The 19342-nt window shown below is 67.4% G+C and carries 20 protein-coding genes; 11 read left to right on the top strand and 9 right to left on the bottom strand.

The window, feature by feature from the left end; all coding sequences use genetic code 11:
* The first annotated feature begins 2 nt into the window (after nt 1-2).
* From glcE to I6H87_RS10335, 6 genes are all read left to right on the top strand, one after another.
* Entirely contained in the window at nt 3-1106 is a 1104-nt protein-coding gene (glcE, locus tag I6H87_RS10360) for a glycolate oxidase subunit GlcE (RefSeq protein ID WP_011615988.1), read from the top strand.
* Nucleotides 1107-1149: 43 nt separating this feature from the next.
* Entirely contained in the window at nt 1150-2403 is a 1254-nt protein-coding gene (gene glcF / locus I6H87_RS10355; RefSeq protein WP_011615989.1) for a glycolate oxidase subunit GlcF, read from the top strand.
* Nucleotides 2404-2482: 79 nt separating this feature from the next.
* Entirely contained in the window at nt 2483-2860 is a 378-nt protein-coding gene (locus I6H87_RS10350; protein ID WP_011615990.1) for a CidA/LrgA family protein, read from the top strand.
* Nucleotides 2857-3582: an LrgB family protein gene (locus I6H87_RS10345; protein ID WP_010815045.1), complete on the top strand. Its 726-nt coding sequence runs from the start codon at nt 2857-2859 to the stop codon at nt 3580-3582. The genes I6H87_RS10350 and I6H87_RS10345 overlap by 4 nt, the downstream gene beginning before the upstream one ends.
* Nucleotides 3583-3667: 85 nt before the next feature.
* Nucleotides 3668-4039, top strand: a complete 372-nt coding sequence (locus I6H87_RS10340; protein ID WP_010815046.1) for a VOC family protein — start codon at nt 3668-3670, stop codon at nt 4037-4039.
* Nucleotides 4040-4061: 22 nt separating this feature from the next.
* A complete protein-coding gene (locus I6H87_RS10335) occupies nt 4062-4751 on the top strand; it encodes a helix-turn-helix transcriptional regulator (RefSeq protein WP_010815047.1) in 690 nt (229 codons plus the stop codon).
* Between the two features lie 6 nt (nt 4752-4757).
* Here I6H87_RS10335 and I6H87_RS10330 read toward each other — a convergent pair whose 3' ends face one another.
* From I6H87_RS10330 to I6H87_RS10320, 3 genes are all read right to left on the bottom strand, one after another.
* Nucleotides 4758-5252 (bottom strand): glutathione peroxidase, encoded by a 495-nt coding sequence (locus I6H87_RS10330; RefSeq protein WP_010815048.1) that lies wholly within the window; start codon nt 5250-5252, stop codon nt 4758-4760.
* A gap of 72 nt (nt 5253-5324) precedes the next feature.
* Nucleotides 5325-6464 carry a PilT/PilU family type 4a pilus ATPase gene (locus tag I6H87_RS10325; protein ID WP_010815049.1) on the bottom strand — a complete coding sequence of 380 codons (1140 nt, stop codon included), beginning with the start codon at nt 6462-6464 and terminating at the stop codon, nt 5325-5327.
* A 26-nt stretch (nt 6465-6490) separates the two neighbouring features.
* The gene (locus tag I6H87_RS10320) at nt 6491-7534 is read right to left on the bottom strand and encodes a type IV pilus twitching motility protein PilT (RefSeq protein ID WP_010815050.1); all 1044 of its coding nucleotides are present in this window, start codon (nt 7532-7534) and stop codon (nt 6491-6493) included.
* Between the two features lie 63 nt (nt 7535-7597).
* Here I6H87_RS10320 and I6H87_RS10315 point away from each other — a divergent pair, with 63 nt between their 5' ends.
* On the top strand, nt 7598-8293 hold the full coding sequence (locus I6H87_RS10315; protein ID WP_010815051.1) for a YggS family pyridoxal phosphate-dependent enzyme: 696 nt from the start codon (nt 7598-7600) through the stop codon (nt 8291-8293).
* A gap of 46 nt (nt 8294-8339) precedes the next feature.
* The gene (gene proC, locus I6H87_RS10310) at nt 8340-9176 is read left to right on the top strand and encodes a pyrroline-5-carboxylate reductase (RefSeq protein WP_011615991.1); all 837 of its coding nucleotides are present in this window, start codon (nt 8340-8342) and stop codon (nt 9174-9176) included.
* Nucleotides 9177-9275: 99 nt separating this feature from the next.
* Here proC and ubiA read toward each other — a convergent pair whose 3' ends face one another.
* From ubiA to recG, 6 genes are all read right to left on the bottom strand, one after another.
* Nucleotides 9276-10133 carry a 4-hydroxybenzoate octaprenyltransferase gene (gene ubiA, locus I6H87_RS10305; protein ID WP_010815053.1) on the bottom strand — a complete coding sequence of 286 codons (858 nt, stop codon included), beginning with the start codon at nt 10131-10133 and terminating at the stop codon, nt 9276-9278.
* Nucleotides 10134-10274: 141 nt separating this feature from the next.
* On the bottom strand, nt 10275-10760 hold the full coding sequence (locus tag I6H87_RS10300) for a Dps family protein (RefSeq protein ID WP_010815054.1): 486 nt from the start codon (nt 10758-10760) through the stop codon (nt 10275-10277).
* Between the two features lie 93 nt (nt 10761-10853).
* A complete protein-coding gene (locus I6H87_RS10295) occupies nt 10854-11051 on the bottom strand; it encodes a hypothetical protein (protein ID WP_041687510.1) in 198 nt (65 codons plus the stop codon).
* Nucleotides 11052-11101: 50 nt separating this feature from the next.
* A complete protein-coding gene (locus tag I6H87_RS10290; protein ID WP_011615993.1) occupies nt 11102-12544 on the bottom strand; it encodes a catalase in 1443 nt (480 codons plus the stop codon).
* A gap of 410 nt (nt 12545-12954) precedes the next feature.
* The gene (locus tag I6H87_RS10285; RefSeq protein WP_010815057.1) at nt 12955-13905 is read right to left on the bottom strand and encodes a LysR substrate-binding domain-containing protein; all 951 of its coding nucleotides are present in this window, start codon (nt 13903-13905) and stop codon (nt 12955-12957) included.
* A gap of 134 nt (nt 13906-14039) precedes the next feature.
* Nucleotides 14040-16229 (bottom strand): ATP-dependent DNA helicase RecG, encoded by a 2190-nt coding sequence (gene recG, locus I6H87_RS10280; protein WP_011615994.1) that lies wholly within the window; start codon nt 16227-16229, stop codon nt 14040-14042.
* A gap of 221 nt (nt 16230-16450) precedes the next feature.
* Here recG and queA point away from each other — a divergent pair, with 221 nt between their 5' ends.
* The 3 genes from queA (at nt 16451) to yajC (ending at nt 19204) form a co-directional block, all read left to right on the top strand.
* On the top strand, nt 16451-17509 hold the full coding sequence (queA, locus tag I6H87_RS10275; protein ID WP_011615995.1) for a tRNA preQ1(34) S-adenosylmethionine ribosyltransferase-isomerase QueA: 1059 nt from the start codon (nt 16451-16453) through the stop codon (nt 17507-17509).
* Nucleotides 17510-17526: 17 nt separating this feature from the next.
* Nucleotides 17527-18657: a tRNA guanosine(34) transglycosylase Tgt gene (gene tgt / locus I6H87_RS10270; RefSeq protein WP_010815060.1), complete on the top strand. Its 1131-nt coding sequence runs from the start codon at nt 17527-17529 to the stop codon at nt 18655-18657.
* Between the two features lie 220 nt (nt 18658-18877).
* Entirely contained in the window at nt 18878-19204 is a 327-nt protein-coding gene (gene yajC, locus I6H87_RS10265; RefSeq protein WP_010815061.1) for a preprotein translocase subunit YajC, read from the top strand.
* Nucleotides 19205-19342 lie beyond the last annotated feature (138 nt).

The following is a 19342-nucleotide window of genomic DNA, read 5'->3' as shown; positions in this document are numbered from 1 at the left end:
ATATGCAAGCCACCCTCGACGCCATCCGCGACGCCGTCAGGCAAGCCACCGAGACCCGCACCGCGCTGCGGCTGCGCGGCGGCGGCAGCAAGGACTTCTACGGCCAGCCCGCCGCGGGCCAGCTGCTGGACACGCGCGCCTATGCCGGCATCGTCGACTACGACCCGGCCGAGCTGGTGATCACCGCGCGCTGCGGCACGCCGCTGGCCGAGATCGAGGCGGCGCTGGCCGAGAAGCGCCAGATGCTGGCCTTCGAGCCGCCCCATTTCGCACTGCCGGGCCAGCCCAGCACCGCGACGCTGGGCGGCGCCGTGGCCGCGGGATTGTCGGGCCCGCGCCGGCAGTCGGTGGGCGCGCTGCGCGACTTCATGCTGGGCGCGCAGCTGATGGACGGCCGCGGCGAGGTGATGGACTTCGGCGGCCAGGTGATGAAGAACGTGGCGGGCTATGACGTGTCGCGGCTGCTGGCGGGCTCGCTCGGCACGCTCGGGCTGATCCTGCAGGTGTCGGTCAAGGTGCTGCCGGCACCGTTCGACGAGGCCACGCTGCGCTTCGAGCTGGCGCAGGCCGATGCCATCGAGCACCTGAACCGTTGGGGCGGCCAGCCGCTGCCGCTGGCGTCTTCGGCCTGGCACGCGGGCGTGCTGCACGTGCGCCTGGCCGGCGCCACCGCCGCCGTGCGCGCCGCGTGCGTCAGGCTGGGCGGCGAGCGCGTGGACGCTGCGGAAGCCGCGGCGCTGTGGCAATCGCTGCGCGAGCAGACCCACCCGTTCTTCGCCCCCGCCCAGGCGGGCCGCGCGCTGTGGCGCCTGGCCGTGCCCACCATCGCCGCGCCGCTGGCGCTGCCGGGCCCACAGCTGATCGAATGGGGCGGCGGCCAGCGCTGGTGGCTGCCCGAGGACGGCACTGACAAGACCGATGCCGAAAGCGTGCGCGCCGTGGCGCAGGCCGCCGGCGGCCATGCCACGCTGTTCCGCAATGGCGACAAGTCAGTGGGCGTGTTCACGCCGCTGGCCTCGCCGCTGGCCGCGATCCACCGCCGCCTGAAAGAGACCTTCGACCCGGCCGGCATCTTCAACCCGCAGCGCATGTACCCCGGGCTCTGACCCGGCACGTCCAGGCATCCCCCCGGCACAACCTCCCCACACCATGCAAACGAACCTGGCCGATTTTCTTCGCAACACGCCCGAAGGCGAGGAAGCCAAATCCATCGTCGGCAACTGCGTGCATTGCGGCTTCTGCACCGCCACCTGCCCCACCTACCAGTTGCTCGGCGATGAGCTGGACGGCCCGCGCGGGCGCATCTACCTGATGAAGCAGGTGCTGGAAGGCCATGCCATCACCGAAAGCACGCGCCTGCACCTGGACCGCTGCCTGACCTGCCGCAACTGCGAATCGACCTGCCCGTCGGGCGTGCGCTACGGCCGCCTGGTCGATATCGGCCGCAAGCTGGTCGACGACAAGCTCGAGGCCGAAGGCGTGCAGCGCCCCGCCCGCGAGCGCATCGCGCGCTGGGTGCTGCGCGAGGGGCTGACGCGCCCTGCGCTGTTCGGCACGGCGCTGCGCCTGGGCCAGATGGTGCGGCCGCTGCTGCCGGGCACGCTGCGCAACAAGGTGCCGGCGCTGTCCAGCACCGCCGCGCCCGGCACGTGGCCGCGCAATGCGCATGCACGCAAGATGTTGTTGCTCGACGGCTGCGTGCAGCCGGCAATGTCGCCCAACATCAATGCCGCAACTGCGCGTGTGTTCGACCGTGTCGGCGTACAACTGCTGGTGGCGCGCGAAGCCGGCTGCTGCGGCGCGATCCGCTTCCACACCGGCGACCACGACGGCGGCCTCGACAATATGCGCCGCAATATCGATGCCTGGTGGCCGCATATCGAGGACGGCGCCGAGGCCATCGTGATGACCGCCTCGGGCTGCGGCGCGATGGTCAAGGACTACGGCCACCTGCTGCGCAACGATCCGAAGTACGCCGAGCGCGCCCGCCGCGTCTCGGCGCTGACGCGCGACCTGTCCGAAGTCTTGCCGGACTTTGCCGACGAGCTGCACACCCTGGCCGGCGCGGTCCCGCGCGACAACCGGCGCGTGGCTTACCACCCGCCCTGCACGCTGCAGCACGGCCAGCAGATCCGCGGCAAAGTCGAAGCGCTCTTGACCGGCCTCGGCGTCGAAGTCAAACTCTGCGCTGACAGCCACCTGTGCTGCGGCTCGGCGGGCACTTATTCGGTGTTGCAGCCGGAACTGGCCTACCGCCTGCGCGACGACAAGCTCGCCAAACTGCAGGCCACGCAGCCCGAAGCCATCGTCTCGGCCAATATCGGCTGCATCGCGCACCTGCAGGGCGGCACCGGCACCCCGGTGATGCACTGGATCGAACTGGTCGACAAGATGCTCGGCTAGCGCGGGCGGGCAGCATGGGCGGCAGCGCGCATCCCTTCCGGACGCGCGCCGCGCACCTGCGACCAAACGCCACGCCCCCATGCTCCAGACCTTTGCAATCCTGTTGGTTTTCCAGTCCATCGGTGAGGTGATCAGCTACGCGCTGACCCTGCCGGTGCCCGGCCCCGTGCTGGGTATGATCCTGCTGTTCGGCTGGCTCGCCTTCGACGACCGCCTGCTGCCCATCATCCAGGGCACCACCACTGAGCTGCTCAAGCACCTGTCGCTGCTGTTCGTGCCGGCCGGCGTCGGCATCATGGTCCATGCCAACCGCATCGAGGGCGAATGGATGCCGATCCTGGTGGCGCTGGTGGTGTCCACCTGGCTGGCCATCGCCACCACCGCCGTGGTCACGCGCATGCTGATGCGCAAGCGCGCCGATGTCCCGCCCGCCGATGCGAAAGGAGAGCAGGCATGATGACGCCCCGCCTCAACGAGATCTGGGTCTACCTGGCCGCGAGCCCGCTGGTCGGGCTGACCGCCACGCTGCTGGCCTACGTCTTTGCCTTCCGCATCTATGAGCGTTCGCGCTTCTCGCCGCTGGCCAACCCGGTGATGATCGCGGTGGCGCTGCTGGTCACGGTGCTGACCGTCACCGGCACGCCCTACAAGACCTACTTCGACGGCGCGCAGTTCGTGCACTTCCTGCTGGGGCCGGCCACGGTGGCACTGGCGGTGCCGCTGTACCTGCAGCTGCCCAAGCTGCGCACCCATGTGTTCCCGCTGCTGGCAGGACTGGTGGCGGGCTCGGTGGTGGCGGTGGTGTCGGCGGTGGGAATTGCCTGGCTGCTGGGCGCATCGCCCGAGACCGTGCGCTCGCTCGCGCCCAAGTCGGTGACGATCCCGATCGCCATGGGCGTGGCCGAGAAGATCGGCGGGCTGCCCTCGCTGACCGCGGTGCTGGTGATGGCCACCGGCATCATCGGCGCGGTCAGCGCCACCAGCGTGCTGAACCTGCTGCGCATCCGCGACTACAGCGTGCGCGGTTTCGCCACCGGCGTGGCAGCCCACGGCATCGGCACCGCTCGCGCCTTCCAGGTCAACCAGGAAGCCGGCGCCTTTGCCGCGCTGGGCATGGGCCTGAACGGCGTGCTGACGGCGATCATGGTGCCGGTGATGGCGGCGTGGATGCCACACTGACACGCTCCTGACAGCACGCTGTCAGCAGCCCCCGCGCATGATGCGAGCTCCCCACTCCCCTTCACCTGGAACCAAGGAGTCTGTCATGAGCAACCGTCTGATCAACTGGCTGGAAATCCCCGTCGTCGACATGAGCCGCGCGGTCGGCTTCTACGAGCAGGTGTTCAATATCCAGCTGCGCCGCGAGACCATGAGCCAGGTCGACATGGCCGTGTTCCCCCACCCCGACCCGGGCGGCGCGCTGGTCGCCGGCGAGGGCTATCGTCCCAGCAACTACTACGGCGCGGTGCCGTACCTGCATGCGCCGGAACTGGATGTGCTGCTGGAGCGCGCCGCGCGCGCCGGCGGCAAGACGGTGTTCGGGCCGCTGCGCCTGCCGGGCGAGATCGGCCGCATCGCCCATATCACCGACAGCGAAGGCAACCGCATCGGGCTGCACGAGCCCGTGGCCGCCTGACCCCGATGGCAAGCCGCCCCCGATGAGCCGCCGCGCCGACCGCCTGTTCCAGATCGTGCAGGTGCTGCGCGGCCGCCGCCTGACCACGGCGGCGCTGCTGGCGCAGCGGCTCGGGGTATCGGAACGCACCGTCTACCGTGATATCCAGGCGCTGTCGCTGTCAGGCGTGCCGGTCGAGGGCGAGGCCGGCATCGGCTACCGGCTGCGCGCCGACTTCGATGTCCCGCCGCTGATGTTCACCGCCATGGAAGTCGAAGCACTGGTCGCCGGCCTGCGCCTCCTGAAAGCCTGGGGCGGCGGCGCGCTGGCCGCCGCGGCCGATCCCGCGCTGGAAAAACTGATGGCCGCGCTGCCGCCGCCGCGCCGGCTGGCAGCGCAGCAAAGCCGCGTGTTCGCGCCGGAATACGTCAACCAGGCGCATGTGCGCGAGGCCTTCGACGTGGTACACGGGGCGCTGGGCGAACAGAAATTGCTGCTGCTCGACTATTGCGACGTGCAGCAGCGCATCACCGAACGCGTGGTGATGCCGCTGGGCCTGTTCTTCTGGGGCAATGCCTGGTTGCTGGCGACGTGGTGCACCACGCGCTCGGACTATCGCAGCTTCCGGCTGGACCGCTGCCGCGCCATCCGCATGCTGGACGACCATTTCCACGAAACGCCCGACCGCTCGCTCAACGGTTTCCTGCGCGCGGTGCGCGCCAGCGGCACCTAGTCCCGCTCAGGCAGCCGGGTCGGACAGCAGCATCTCGATATCGGCGCGCAGCTCGTCGGGCTTGGTGGTCGGCGCATAGCGCTTGAACACCGTGCCGTCGCGGCGCAGCAGGAACTTGGTGAAGTTCCATTTGATGCCCTGGGTACCGAGCACGCCACGCTTTTCCGTGGTCAGCCACTGGTACAGCGGATGGGCGTCGGCACCGTTCACGTCGATCTTGGCGAACATCGGGAAGCGCACCGCAAAGCGCGTTTCGCAGAACTGGCCGATCTGCTGCGCATCGCCCGGCTCCTGCTTGCCGAACTGGTTGCACGGGAAGCCCAGCACCTCCAGGCCGCGCTCGTGGTATTCGTCGTAGAGCTTCTGCAGGCCCTCGTACTGCGGCGTGAACCCGCATTCGCTGGCGGTGTTGACGACCAGCATCACCTTGCCCTGGAACTGCGACAGCGGTACCGGCTGGCCGGCCAGCGAGTTGGCTTCGAACTGGTAGACATTGCTCATGGCAGACTCCTGGGGCCGGAACTGGCCCTTGCGTGGCCCAAGCATAACGCCATGCGCATCACCGTGCACGAATCAGATGACATTGAGATGCTCGGTGCCGGCACCCAGGTCGGTGTCCTTGGCGCTCGCGCTGTGCAGCTTGATCATCAGGCGCAGGTCGTTGAGCGAGTCGGCATTGCGTAGCGCGTCCTCGTAGGTGATCTTGCCTTCCTCGTACAGGTCGAACAGCGCCTGGTCGAACGAGACCATGCCCTGCTCGCGCGACTTCTTGATGACTTCCTTGAGCTCGTGGATCTCGCCCTTGAAGATCAGGTCGGCCACCAGCGGCGTGCCGATCATGATCTCCACCGCCGGCACGCGCCCCTTTTTGCCGGCGCGCGGCAGCAGGCGCTGCGAGATCATCGCCTTCAGGTTCAGCGACAGGTCGATCAGCAGCTGCTGGCGCTTTTCCTCGGGGAAGAAGTTGACCACGCGGTCGATCGCCTGGTTGGCATTGTTGGCGTGCAGCGTGGCCAGGCACAGGTGGCCGGTCTCGGCGTACTGCATCGCGTACTCCATGGTCTCGCGGTCACGGATTTCGCCGATCAGGATCACGTCGGGCGCCTGGCGCAGCGTGTTCTTCAGCGCCACGTGCCAGGACTCGGTATCGATGCCGACCTCGCGCTGCGTGACGATGCAGTTCTGGTGCGCATGCACGTACTCGATCGGATCCTCGATGGTGATGATATGGCCGTACGAATGCGCGTTGCGGTGATCCAGCATTGCCGCCAGCGTGGTCGACTTGCCCGAGCCGGTGGCGCCGGTCACGATCACCAGCCCGCGCTTGGCCATCACCACCTCATGCAGCGTCGCCGGCAGGTCCAGGTCGGCCACCGAGGGAATGCGCGTATTGATGGTGCGCACCACCATGCCGGCCTTGCCCTGCTGGATAAAGGCCGACACGCGGAAGCGCCCGGCCTTGGGCGCGGTGATCGCGAAATTGCATTCGCGGCTGGTGTCGAAGTCCTGCACCTGGCGCTCGTTCATCACCGAGCGCACCAGGCCCAGCGCCTGGGTCGGGTTCAGCGGCTGCTGCGACACCGGCTTGATCTTGCCGTCGACCTTGATCGCCGGCGGGAAGTCAGAGGTAATGAACAGGTCCGAGCCGCGGTTGCTGACCATCAGCTCCAGCAGGTCGTTGATGTACTTGGCGGCGGATTCGCGATCGAGCATGTCGGTGTCCTGCTGGGGAGCGGGCCTCAGCCCATGAACGCGTCGGGGTTCTTGGCGATGGCGCGCGCGTCGTTGTAGCTGATGACGCTGCGCTTGATCAGGTCAGACAGGCACTGGTCCAGCGTCTGCATGCCCAGCCCGCTGCTGGTCTGCATCATCGAGTACATCTGCGCGATCTTGTTCTCGCGGATCAGGTGGCGGATCGCGGGCGTGGCGATCATGATCTCGTGCGCGGCGGTGCGGCCATTGCCGTCGCGCGTCTTCAGCAGCGTCTGCGAGATCACCGCCTCCAGCGATTCCGACAGCATGGTGCGCACCATGTCCTTCTCTTCGGGCGGGAACACATCGACCACGCGGTCGATGGTCTTGGCCGCTGAGCTGGTGTGCAGCGTGCCGAAGACCAGGTGGCCGGTCTCGGCCGCGGTCAGCGCCAGGCGGATGGTTTCCAGGTCGCGCAGCTCACCCACCAGGATCACGTCCGGGTCTTCACGCAGTGCCGAGCGCAACGCGTTGGCAAACGAATGCGTGTGCGGCCCCAGCTCGCGCTGGTTGATCAGGCTCTTCTTGGAGCTGTGCACGAATTCGATCGGGTCCTCCACCGTGAGGATGTGGCCCATGTCGCTTTCGTTGCGATGGTCGACCATCGCCGCCAGCGTGGTGGACTTGCCCGAGCCGGTCGGGCCCGTCACCAGCACCAGCCCGCGCGGCTTCATGCACAGGTCGGCAAACACCGCGGGCGCGCGCAGCTCTTCGAGCGTGAGCACCTTGGAGGGAATGGTACGGAACACCGCGGCGGCGCCGCGCTGGGTGTTATAGGCATTGACCCGGAAGCGGGACAGGCCGGCGATCTCGAACGAGAAATCGATTTCGAGGCGTTCTTCGTAGGCCTTGCGCTGGGTGTCGCTCATGATGTCGTACACCATGGCGTGGACATCCTTGTGCGTCATCGAGGCGATGTTGATCCGGCGCATGTCGCCGTGGATCCGCACCATCGGCGGCATGTCCGCGGAGAGATGAAGATCAGACGCCTTGTTCTTGACAGCGAAAGCCAATAGCTGCGCGATGTCCATCTATAATGACCCCACCCTAGTTATCAGTACTTTGCGTACTTTCTTTTGTATGTTCGCCGGATTATGTCTGTAATTGCCGCCAACTTGCAAGCCGTTCACCAGCGCATCGCGGCGGCCGCACAACAAGCCGGCAGACAGCCCGCGGACATCGCCCTGCTGGCGGTTTCCAAGACCGTTCCCCCCGACCGCATAAGGGCCGCATACGCCGCCGGACAGGTCGCTTTCGGCGAAAACTACGTCCAGGAAGGCGTCGACAAGATCGCCGCGCTGGCCGACCTGCGCCACCGCCTGCAATGGCATTTCATCGGCCCGCTGCAGAGCAACAAGACCCGCCTGGTGGCGGAGCATTTCGACTGGGTGCACGCCGTCGACCGGCTCAGGATCGCCGAGCGGCTGTCGGCCCAGCGCCCGGCCGGCATGGCCGCGCTGCAGGTCTGCATCCAGGTCAATATCAGCGGCGAAGCCAGCAAGAGCGGCGTCGCCCCGGCAGAGGTGCCCGGCCTGGCACATGCCGTCGCCGCGCTGCCAGGCCTGCGCCTGCGCGGGCTGATGGCCATCCCCGAGCCCGAGCACGACCCCGCCGCGCAGCGCCGCCCGTTCGCGGCCATGCGCGCCATGCTGCAGGCGCTGCGCACCGACGGCCTGGACCTCGACACGCTGTCGATGGGCATGTCGGGCGACATGGAAGCCGCCATCGCCGAGGGCGCCACGCTGGTGCGGATCGGCACCGCCATTTTCGGAGCGCGCCAATACCCGTAGTCCGGCGCGCCCAGTCCATTCCCTTCAAGCCCCCCAACGGATCTCCATGCTCGATACCCTTACCTTTGGCTTTCTCGGCGGCGGCAACATGGCCACCGCACTGATCGGCGGCCTGATCGCCCGCGGCGTGCCGGCCGGCTCGATCCGCGTGGTCGACCCCTTCCCCGAGGCCCAGCAACGCCTGGCGCGCGACCTCGGCGTGCATGCCGCCGGCGCGCCGGATGCCGCCTTCGGCGCCTGCGACGTGCTGGTGCTGGCGGTCAAGCCGCAGCAGTTCCGCGACGCCGCGGCGCAGCTGCTGCCGATCCTGCCGGCCAGCGGCAAGGGCAACCTGGTGATCAGCGTGGCCGCCGGCATCCGGCTGCAGGACATGGAGCGCTGGCTGGACGGGCGCGCCCGGCTGGTGCGGGCGATGCCGAACACGCCGGCGCTGGCCGGCATGGGCATGACCGGGCTGGCCGCGCCGGCCGGGCTGTCGGCCGAAGACCGCGCGATCGCCAGCGCGGTGGCCGAGGCCGTCGGCAAGTGCGTATGGGTGGATGGGGATGACCAGATCGATGCGGTCACCGCCATTTCCGGCAGTGGGCCGGCCTATGTCTTCTACTTTATCGAAGCGATGGAACGCGCCGCCACCGAGCTGGGCCTGACGGCGGAGCAAGGCCGCGAACTGGCGGTAGAGACCTTCCGTGGCGCTGCTACCCTGGCCGGGCAGTCTTCCGAGCCGGTGTCGACGCTGCGTGAGCGCGTGACGTCCAAGGGCGGCACGACGTATGCGGCGCTGACGGCGATGGAGGCTTCGGGCATTGGTGATGCCTTCGTGCGCGCGATGCATGCTGCCGCGGCGCGGGGCAAGGAGATGGGGGCGGAGTTCGGGAAGGATTGAGGCGCGGCCAAACCGCGGGCGCTCTGACCTGGCCGCCGCCCCATGTGAACGCTCCCCTCTCCCGCAAGCGGGAGAGGGGAGAAAACCAGCGGGATCTAATCAGCGAATTGCATAAGCCACCGCCGTCCCCGCAAACACACAGGCCCCCAGCCAGTTGTTATGCCGGAACGCCGCGAAACACCGCATCCGGTCGCGGTCACGAATCAGCGTGTAATGATACCCGGCGCAACCCGCAGCCGCCGCCAGCCCCACCCAGTAAGGCCACCCCAGCCCCAGCAGCACCCCCGCCCACGCCATCAGCGCCAGGAACGCGGCATAGCAGAGCATGATCGCCGCCACGTCGAAGCGGCCAAAGGTAATGGCCGAAGTCTTCATGCCGATCAGGAGGTCGTCGTCACGATCGACCATCGCATAAGCCGTGTCATACGCCACCGCCCAGAACACATTGGCCAGCAGCATCAGCCACGCCACCGGCGGCACCTGGTCCTGGATCGCGGCAAACGCCATCGGGATACCAAAGCCAAACGCGATGCCGAGATAAGCCTGCGGAATCGCAAAGAAGCGCTTGAAGAACGGGTAAGTGCCGGCCACCACCGCCGCCACCACCGCCAGCCATTTGGTCAGCGCATTGAGCGGCAACACCAGCGCAAAAGCCACCAGCGCCAGCACGGCGGCGACGGCCAGCGCTTCCCACGCTGCGATCTTGCCCGCGGTCAGCGGCCGTTCCCTGGTGCGCTTGACGTGCTTGTCGAAGTCGCGGTCCGCCCAGTCGTTGATGGCGCAGCCAGCCGAGCGCATCAGAAAGGTGCCCGCCACGAAGATCCAGAACAGCCCCCACGCCGGCGGCCCGCCCGCGGCCATCCACATGGCCCACAGCGTCGGCCACAGCAGCAGCAGCGTGCCGATCGGCTTGTCGATGCGCACCAGGCGCGCGTAGAGGGAAAGGCGTTCAAGCATGGGCGTGGGGGGCAACGGCGAGAGGGTCTGCACTGCGCGGATCCGGGAAGGAGGATTCAATGAAAACGCGCCGCAGCCCGGACGGTTGCGACGCGCAGTGCCGGCCGCTACTGAAGGGCAGCCGGAGGTGGCAAGCTGGCCTCAGGCCAGCATCGCGCGCAGCATCCACGCGGTCTTTTCGTGCGTCTGCATGCGCTGGGTCAGCAGGTCGGCCGACGGTTCGTCGCCGGCGGCGTCGATCACCGGGAACAGCGAACGCGCGGTGCGCACCACGGCTTCCTGGCCTTCGACCAGCTTGCGGATCATTTCGGTGGCCTCGGGCACGCCCTCTTCCTCCGCGATCGAAGACAGGCGGGCGTATTCCTTGTAGGTGCCCGGTGCCGGGTAGCCCAGCGCGCGGATACGCTCGGCGATCGAGTCCACGGCGAGCGCCAGCTCGGTGTACTGGGTCTCGAACATCAGATGCAGCGTATTGAACATGGGACCCGTCACGTTCCAGTGGAAGTTATGGGTCTTGAGGTAGAGGGTGTAGGTGTCCGCCAGCAGCTTGGACAGGCCTTCCGCGATCTTCTTGCGGTCCTTGTCGGAAATACCGATATTCACGCTCATCTCATTCTTCTTTGCCATGGTAAATACGCTCCGTTCTGGTAAAGCCACGAGGGGCGCCGCCGGCGCTTTCCATGTTTTGGGGCCGGGCGGCGCAGTACCCGCATTATTGCACTAGCCGGCAATCCCGGCCAAACCCCGGGCCACCTCGCTGAACATCACGGTCGCGCCGAGCACGATCACGGCGGCGCCGATTTCCTTGCGCCACAGCTTGTGGCGCAGCCGCGCGGCATCGGCGCGCCCGGGCTGGTCGTGCCCGTCATGCCACAGCTGTCGCCACTCTTGGATAAACAACCGGATCATCGCCATCATCGTTCTCCGCGGCGCGGCATCCCGCCAGGGGCGCCGCGCCAGGCTGCCGCTTACTTCAGGTTGAGCGCGCGCTTCACGCCCTCGCCGTAGGCCGGGTCGGCCTTGGAGAAGTGCTCCAGCTGCACGCGCACGATCGCCTCAGGCACGCCCTGCATCGCCGCCGCGATATTGGCGAACAGGCGCTGGCGCTGGCCTTCGTCGAACAGGCGGAACAGCGCGCCGGGCTGGCTGTAGTAGTCCGGGTCGACGCGGTGGTCCCAGTGGTCGGCGGCACCATCCAGTGCCAGCGGCGGCTCGATCGCGCGTTCGCTGGCGGCGTAGGCGCCTTCGCGGTTGGGCTCGTAGTTGAGCTTGCCTCCCTGGTTGCCGTCCACGCGCATCGCGCCGTCACGGTGGAAGCTGTTGTGGAACGGGCATTTCGGCGCATTCACCGGGATCTGGTTGTGGTTGATCCCCAGGCGGTAGCGCTGCGTGTCGCCGTACGAGAACAGCCGCCCCTGCAGCATCTTGTCGGGCGAGAAGCCGATGCCCGGCACGATATTGGCCGGATTCATCGCCACCTGCTCGACCTCGGCAAAGTAGTTGTCCGGGTTGCGGTTGAGCTCGAGCACGCCCACGTCGATCAGCGGGTAGTCCTTGTGCGGCCAGACCTTGGTCAGGTCGAACGGATTGATGTGGTACTTGGCCGCATCCGCCTCCGGCATGATCTGCACGCGCAGGTTCCAGCGCGGGAAATTGCCTGTCTCGATGTTCTCGAACAGGTCGCGCTGCGCGCTTTCGCGGTCCGTTGCCACGACCTTGGCCGCTTCTTCATTGGTCCAGTTGGCGATGCCCTGCTGCGACTTGAAGTGGAACTTGACCCAGAAGCGCTCGTTGTTCGCGTTGATGAACGAGTACGTGTGCGAGCCGAAGCCGTGGATCTGGCGGTAGTTCTGCGGCAGACCGCGGTCGCTCATCAGGATGGTGACCTGGTGCAGGGATTCCGGATGGCGCGACCAGAAGTCCCACACCGCGATCGGGTCGCGCAGGTTGGTGCGCGGATTGCGCTTCTGCGTGTGGATAAAGTCCGGGAACTTGAGCGGGTCGCGCACGAAGAACACCGGGGTATTGTTGCCGACCACGTCCCAGTTGCCTTCGTCGGTGTAGAACTTGATCGAGAAGCCGCGCACGTCGCGCTCGGCATCGGCCGCGCCGCGCTCGCCGGCCACGGTCGAGAAGCGGATGAACAGCGGCGTCTCCTTGCCGACCTGGGCAAAGACCGAAGCCTTGGTGTACCTGGTGATGTCGTGGGTGACCTTGAGCGTGCCATAAGCGCCCGAGCCCTTGGCATGCACGCGCCGCTCGGGGATGACCTCGCGGTCGAAGTGGGCCAGCTTTTCGAGGAACCAGACATCCTGCAGCAGCATCGGGCCGCGCGGACCGGCCGTCTGCGCGTTCTGGTTGTCGGCGACGGGTGCGCCGGCGGCAGTGGTAAGGGTGTCCTTCTTGCTCATCTTTTCCTCTTTGTGGGTAGGCTGAAAGGGAACGCCGCATCAGAGCGCGGCGGCATAGCAGGCAAGGCAATCGAGCAGGCAGCGCCCCACGCGGAGGGGAAACGGGCGCCCGTTGATTGTTGTCGGAGAGAACTGGGCGCTGGTGCTCATCATTGGTTCCTGTCTCAGGTCGATGCCATCTGCATCGACAGGAGTCAGCCTACCAACGATCTATCGAATTGAGAATTCAATTATTTATACCTATGTATTAGGTCAAATCTATCTGGGATTTCTGCAACTTATCGCAGCGGAAGGTGACCGCCCGAAGACAGGTCCCTGAAATACCCCGTTGCTGGGCCGGAAATGACAACGGCCGCAGCGGAATCTCCGGTGCGGCCGAGGGAAATGCCTGTACTGTGGGGGCAGGAAGATCAGGCCGCTTCGGCCAGCTCCTTGGCGTCCAGCTTGCGCACGCCGGCGAGCTCGCACGCGGCCACGGCGTTGGCCAGCGCTTCCATAGCCGGCAGCCGGGTGAAGCTCTTGCGCCAGGCCAGCACCACGCGCCGGTCGGGCACCGGATCGGCAAACGGCACATAGGACAGCATGTCGCCCTTGGCCTTCAGGTCGGGCACCGAGGTGCGCGGCAGCACGGTGATGCCGACCCCGCTGGCCACCATATGGCGAATGGTTTCCAGCGACGAGCCCTCGAAGGTCTTCTGGATGCCGTCGGCCGCCTGCGAGAAGCGCGACAGTTCCGGGCACACGCCCAGCACATGGTCGCGGAAGCAGTGGCCGCTGCCCAGCAGCAGCATGGTTTGCTGCTTCAGTTCATCGGGGTCGATGGAGCGCGCCTGCGCCAGCTGGTGGCCGCGCGGCACGGCGACGACAAAGGGTTCGTCGTAGAGCGGGCGCACCGTCAGGCCCGAATCCGCGAACGGCTCGGCCATCACCGCGCAGTCGATCTCACCCTGCTTGAGCAGCTCGATCAGCTTGTGGGTGTAGTTCTCCTGCAGCATCAGCGGCATCTGCGGCACGGTCTCGATCATCTGCTTGACCAGCGACGGCAGCAGGTACGGCCCGATGGTGTAGATCACGCCCACGCGCAGCGGACCCGCAAGCGGGTCCTTGCCCTGCTTGGCGATCTCGCGAATGGCCATGGTCTGTTCAAGCACGCGCTGGGCCTGCGCCACGATCTGCTCGCCGACCGACGTCACCGACACCTCGGAGGTGCCGCGCTCGAAAATCTGCACGTTGAGTTCGTCTTCCAGCTTCTTGATCGCGACCGACAGCGTCGGCTGCGACACAAAGCAGGCTTCGGCGGCCCGGCCGAAATGGCGCTCGCGCGCCACGGCGACGATGTACTTGAGTTCGGTGAGCGTCATGACTTATCAGTTTCCGGTAGGCGATAGATTTTACCTTCGATTGCCGCTTCTGTCAGAGCGCCAGCCCGAATAGCCCGCAGCGGACTGGCGGGTGCGCTGAATGGCGCACATCCCGTCGAAAAACCAGCCCGCGATCAAGCCTTGAGGTAGTGCTCGCGCCCACCCAGCCAGCGCGAAAGGTGCGCTTCCACCGCTTCCGGGTAGCGCGCCAGCATCAGTTCGGCCGCCTCCTGCGCGTATTCCACCAGCCACGCGTCGGTCTGCAGGTCGGCAAAGCGCAACATCGCTTCGCCGGACTGGCGCGCACCCAGGAACTCGCCCGGGCCGCGGATTTCCAGGTCGCGCCGGGCGATCTCGAAGCCGTCGGTGGTCTCGCGCATGGTCGCCAGGCGCTCGCGCGCGGTCGGCGACAGCGGCGCCTGGTACATCAGCAGGCAGACCGATTCGGCGCTGCCCCGCCCCACCCGCCCGCGCAGCTGGTGCAGCTGCGCCAGGCCGAAGCGCTCGGCGTGCTCGATCACCATCAGCGAGGCATTGGGCACGTCCACGCCCACTTCGATCACGGTGGTGGCCACCAGCACCTGCATGCGGTTGGCGCTGAAGTCGTCCATCACCGCGGCCTTCTCGGCCGGCGGCAGGCGCCCGTGCACCAGGCCCACGCGCAGGTCGGGCAGCGCGGCCACCAGCGTTTCATAGGTCTCCACCGCGGTCTGCAGCTGCAGCGCCTCGCTTTCCTCGATCAGCGGACACACCCAGTAGACCTGGCGGCCTTCGGCGGCGGCGTGATGGATGCGTCCGATCACTTCGTCGCGCCGCTCGTCGTTGACCAGGCGCGTGACGATGGGGGTGCGGCCCGGCGGCAATTCATCGATCACCGACACATCGAGGTCGGCGTAGTAAGTCATGGCGAGCGTGCGCGGGATCGGCGTGGCCGACATCATCAACTGGTGCGGCACGGTCTCGGCCGCGGTTGCCGCTGAATCGGGGGTATCGGCGGCACCGGCCTTGCCGCGCAGCGCCAGCCGCTGCGCCACGCCGAAGCGGTGCTGCTCGTCGACCACCGACAGCCCCAGTTTGGCAAAGCGCACGGTGTCCTGGATCAGCGCGTGGGTGCCGATCACCAGCTGCGCCTGGCCCGATTCCACGCGCGCCGCGGCCTCGCGCTTGTCGCGTGCCTTCTGGCTGCCGGCCAGCCACGCCACCGGCACGCCCAGCGGCTCCAGCCATGCGGACAGCTTGCGGTAGTGCTGCTCGGCCAGGATTTCGGTGGGCGCCATCAAAGCGGCCTGGTAGCCGGCATCGATCGCCTGGCAGGCCGCCAGCGCGGCGACGATGGTCTTGCCGCTGCCCACGTCGCCCTGCAGCAGCCGGTGCATCGGGTGCGGGCGCGTCATGTCGGCAGCGATTTCTTCCACCACGCGCTGCTGCGCCCCGGTCAGCCGGAACGGCAACGCAGCCAGGAAGCGCGTCAGCAGGCCGCCCTCGCGGCGCGGCATGGTCGGCGCGGTCTTTTCGCGCCGCGCCGCGTGCGCGCGCCGCAGCGAGATCTGCTGCGCCAGCAGCTCGTCGAACTTGATGCGCTGCCAGGCCGGGTGCGAGCGGTCGGCCAGCGCGGCCTCGCTCTCCTGCGGCGACGGCGCGTGCAGCAACCGCAGGCAGTCGGCCAGCGGGCGCAGGTGCAGGCGTGCCAGCGGCCCGTCCAACACCGCCCGCGGCAGCGTCTCGGGCATGGGCGTGCGCGACAGCGTGCCGCCGATGGCCTTGCGCAGATAGGCCTGCGGGATGCCGGCGGTGGACGGATACACCGGCGTCAGGCGGTCGGGCAGCGCTTCGCCGGGCACCACCGGGCGCACCGTCGGGTGGACCATCTCGGCGCCGAAGAAGCCGCCGCGCACCTCGCCGCGCACGCGCAGGCGCACGCCTTCGGCCATCTGCTTGGTCTGGTTGCCGTAGAAGTTCAGGAAGCGCAGCGTCAGCTCGCCGCTGTCGTCGGCGATCTTGACCACCAGCTGGCGGCGCGGCCGGAACGTGACTTCGTTGGAGATGACCTCGCCTTCCACCTGCGCCGGCAGCCCGAGCCCGGCGCGGTGGATCGCCTCGGCGATCGGCGCCAGCGTGGTCTCGTCCTCATAGCGCATCGGCAAGTGCAGCACCAGGTCGACGGGACGGCGCAGGCCGAGCTTGGCCAGGCGCGCGGCCGCGGAAGACGTGCCGGAGGCGGCGGCCTTGCCCCTGGCTTCGCCGGCCTTGCCGCGCGCGGGCGCCGCCGTTTCCTTGGCGGCGTCGGCGGGGTCGTGGATCGGTTCAGCGGCGGTTCCGGGCATCGGCGAAAAAGTTGGCAGCGGTCGCTCTCGTGCTGCGGGGTTGGCTGGCGCGGCGCCGGCGAATAGCCGGCATCAAGCCTGGCCCGGCGGCAAGCGCGCCCGTGGCCTTACAATATCGGATTCGCCGATTGTACCCATGCCGGCTGCCACCACGGGCAGCGGAGTGCCGTTTTGTGCCCCGCTCCGGCCTGCATGGGATCGCGCAGCCCGCCGCTCCCACGATGTTGACGCTTTCCGATTTCGATTTCCCGCTGCCGCCAGAACTGATTGCCCAGAGCGCGCTGCCCGACCGCAGCGCGAGCCGGCTGCTGGTGGTCGAACGGCTGGCCCCGGCCGACACCGCCGACGCGGTGCGCATGGTCGACCGCGCCTTCAGCGACATCGTCGACTACCTGCGTCCCGACGACTTGCTGGTCTTCAACGACACCCGCGTGATCAAGGCGCGCTTCTTCGGCCACAAGCCCAGCGGCGGCAAGATCGAGGTGCTGGTCGAGCGCGTGGTCGACAGCCACACCGTGCTGGCCCAGGTGCGCGCCTCCAAGACCCCGACCGAGGGCAGCATACTGCACCTGGCCGACGGCGCCTTCGCCGTCACCGTGGGCCCGCGTGTGGACCAGTTCTTCACGCTGCGCTTCCCCGAACCGGCGCTGGACCTGATCGAGCGCTACGGCCGCCTGCCGCTGCCGCCATATATCAGGCACGACCCGGACGCCTACGACGAGACCCGCTACCAGACCGTCTACGCGCGCAGCCCGGGCGCGGTGGCCGCACCCACTGCGGGCCTGCATTTCGACGATGCGCTGTTCGCGCGGCTCAATGCCGCCGGCGTGCGGCGCGCCTTCCTGACGCTGCACGTGGGCGCCGGCACCTTCCAGCCGGTGCGCACCGAGAACCTGGCCGAGCACAAGATGCACTCGGAGTGGTACGCCGTCTCCGCAGACCTGGCCCAGGCCGTGCGCGACACCCGCGCACGCGGCGGCCGCGTGATCGCGGTCGGCACCACCTCGCTGCGCGCGCTGGAATCGGCCGCGCAGGCCGACGGCACGCTCGCCGCCGGCAGCGGCGACACCGATATCTTCATCACCCCCGGCTACCGCTTCCGCCTGGTCGATGCCCTGATCACCAACTTCCACCTGCCCAAGTCGACGCTGCTGATGCTGGTGTCGGCACTGGCCGGCGTGGAAGCCATCCGCGCCGCCTACCGCCATGCGGTCGAGCAGCGCTACCGTTTCTTCAGCTACGGCGACGCCATGCTGCTGACCCGCCAGCCCGGCGCCTGAATCCAGAATCACAAGCCATGCTCAACTTCGAACTCATCACCACCGACGGCAACGCCCGCCGCGGCCGCGTCACGCTGAACCACGGCGTGGTCGAGACGCCGATCTTCATGCCGGTCGGCACCTACGGCTCGGTCAAGGCGATGTCGCCGCTGGAACTGAACGAGATTGGCGCGCACATCATCCTGGGCAATACCTTCCACCTGTGGCTGCGCCCCGGGTTGGACGTGGTCAACGCCCACGAGGGCCTGCACAAGTTTATCGGCTGGGACAAGCCGATCCTGACCGATTCCGGTGGCTTCCAGGTGTTTTCGCTCGGCGATCTGCGCAAGATCACTGAAGATGGCGTCACGTTCGCATCTCCGGTCAATGGCGACAAGCTTTTCCTGTCGCCCGAGATCTCGATGCAGATCCAGCGCACGCTGAACTCCGACATCGTGATGCAGTTCGATGAGTGCACGCCGTACGAGATCGACGGCCGCGCCGCCACGCACGAGGAAGCGGCCAAGTCGATGCGCATGAGCCTGCGCTGGGCCAAGCGCTCGCGCGACGAGTTCGAGCGCCTGGCCAACCCCAACGCGCTGTTCGGCATCGTCCAGGGAGGCATGTACGAAGACCTGCGCGACGAATCGCTGGCCGGCCTGTCCGAGCTGGACTTCCACGGCTTTGCCATCGGCGGGCTGTCGGTGGGCGAGCCCAAGGAAGACATGATGCGCGTGCTCGAGCACGTCGCGCCGCGCCTCCCGGCCCACAAGCCGCACTACCTGATGGGCGTGGGCACGCCCGAAGACCTGGTCGCCGGCGTCGCCGCCGGGGTGGACATGTTCGACTGCGTGATGCCCACCCGCAACGCACGCAACGGCTGGCTCTTCACCCGCTTCGGCGACGTCAAGATCAAGAACGCGGCGCACCGCAACGATCCGCGCCCGCTCGATGAAAGCTGCGCCTGCTACACCTGCCGCAACTTCTCGCGCGCCTACCTGCACCACCTGCACCGCGTAGGCGAGATCCTGGGCGCGCGCCTCAATACCATCCACAACCTGCACTACTACCTGCAACTGATGCGCGAGATGCGCGAAGCCATCGAGCACCACCGCTTTGCCGACTTCCGGCGCCAGTTCGCCGCTGACCGCGCCCGCGGCACGCAGTGACAATGCCCGCTGGCGCGAACTTTTGCGCTGCCGGCGGTCGAATAGCCGGGTCATCCGGGGGCGAGCCGCGATCCGGAGCGCCCGGCCTTGCCGCCCCTGCCGCAAGTTGTCCCGGGCGCACCCGAACAAACCCGTATTCCGCCCTAGAATGCCAAGGGTGGGCGGAATGCGAATGGTAGAATGATCGATTATTTGACTAATTTTGTGACGGAGAATCAACGTGCTGATTTCTAACGCATTTGCCCAGACCACCGGTACCGGCGGCGCGGCTGGCGGCCTGATGAGCTTCCTGCCCATCATCCTGATGTTTGGCGTGCTGTGGTTCATCATGATCCGCCCGCAGATGAAGCGTCAGAAGGAAGCCAAGGCAATGCTCGAAGCGCTGGCCAAGAACGACGAAGTCGTGACCGCCGGCGGCATCCTGGGCAAGGTGACCAAGGTCACCGACCAGTACGTCAGCCTGGAAATCGCCGAAGGCACGGAAATCACCGTGCAGAAGAACGCCGTGACGACGGTGCTGCCGAAGGGCTCGCTGAAGGCGCTCTGATCCACCGATCGCGCGCGCGACTCCCGCCTTTGTCTTTTCCGGCATGCCCGTTCGCGCATGCCCCGGCAGCCGCCTGATCCAGCCCGACGAAGCCCCCGTGGCTTCGATCCGTGGTTGCCAGGCGGCTGTTTGCCAAAC

This window comes from Cupriavidus necator (assembly GCF_016127575.1).
Classification (GTDB): Bacteria; Pseudomonadota; Gammaproteobacteria; order Burkholderiales; family Burkholderiaceae; genus Cupriavidus; species Cupriavidus necator_D.
This window is presented reverse-complemented; position numbering and strand designations above follow the sequence as displayed.

Bases quoted from the DNA above. Each gene is read 5' to 3' on its own strand.
- glcE (WP_011615988.1), top strand. From the start codon at position 3: ATGCAAGCCACCCTCGACGCCATCCGCGACGCCGTCAGGCAAGCCACC.
- glcF (WP_011615989.1), top strand. From the start codon at position 1,150: ATGCAAACGAACCTGGCCGATTTTCTTCGCAACACGCCCGAAGGCGAG.
- I6H87_RS10350 (WP_011615990.1), top strand. From the start codon at position 2,483: ATGCTCCAGACCTTTGCAATCCTGTTGGTTTTCCAGTCCATCGGTGAG.
- I6H87_RS10345 (WP_010815045.1), top strand. From the start codon at position 2,857: ATGATGACGCCCCGCCTCAACGAGATCTGGGTCTACCTGGCCGCGAGC.
- I6H87_RS10340 (WP_010815046.1), top strand. From the start codon at position 3,668: ATGAGCAACCGTCTGATCAACTGGCTGGAAATCCCCGTCGTCGACATG.
- I6H87_RS10335 (WP_010815047.1), top strand. From the start codon at position 4,062: ATGAGCCGCCGCGCCGACCGCCTGTTCCAGATCGTGCAGGTGCTGCGC.
- I6H87_RS10330 (WP_010815048.1), bottom strand. From the start codon at position 5,252: ATGAGCAATGTCTACCAGTTCGAAGCCAACTCGCTGGCCGGCCAGCCG.
- I6H87_RS10325 (WP_010815049.1), bottom strand. From the start codon at position 6,464: ATGCTCGATCGCGAATCCGCCGCCAAGTACATCAACGACCTGCTGGAG.
- I6H87_RS10320 (WP_010815050.1), bottom strand. From the start codon at position 7,534: ATGGACATCGCGCAGCTATTGGCTTTCGCTGTCAAGAACAAGGCGTCT.
- I6H87_RS10315 (WP_010815051.1), top strand. From the start codon at position 7,598: ATGTCTGTAATTGCCGCCAACTTGCAAGCCGTTCACCAGCGCATCGCG.
- proC (WP_011615991.1), top strand. From the start codon at position 8,340: ATGCTCGATACCCTTACCTTTGGCTTTCTCGGCGGCGGCAACATGGCC.
- ubiA (WP_010815053.1), bottom strand. From the start codon at position 10,133: ATGCTTGAACGCCTTTCCCTCTACGCGCGCCTGGTGCGCATCGACAAG.
- I6H87_RS10300 (WP_010815054.1), bottom strand. From the start codon at position 10,760: ATGGCAAAGAAGAATGAGATGAGCGTGAATATCGGTATTTCCGACAAG.
- I6H87_RS10295 (WP_041687510.1), bottom strand. From the start codon at position 11,051: ATGATGGCGATGATCCGGTTGTTTATCCAAGAGTGGCGACAGCTGTGG.
- I6H87_RS10290 (WP_011615993.1), bottom strand. From the start codon at position 12,544: ATGAGCAAGAAGGACACCCTTACCACTGCCGCCGGCGCACCCGTCGCC.
- I6H87_RS10285 (WP_010815057.1), bottom strand. From the start codon at position 13,905: ATGACGCTCACCGAACTCAAGTACATCGTCGCCGTGGCGCGCGAGCGC.
- recG (WP_011615994.1), bottom strand. From the start codon at position 16,229: ATGCCCGGAACCGCCGCTGAACCGATCCACGACCCCGCCGACGCCGCC.
- queA (WP_011615995.1), top strand. From the start codon at position 16,451: ATGTTGACGCTTTCCGATTTCGATTTCCCGCTGCCGCCAGAACTGATT.
- tgt (WP_010815060.1), top strand. From the start codon at position 17,527: ATGCTCAACTTCGAACTCATCACCACCGACGGCAACGCCCGCCGCGGC.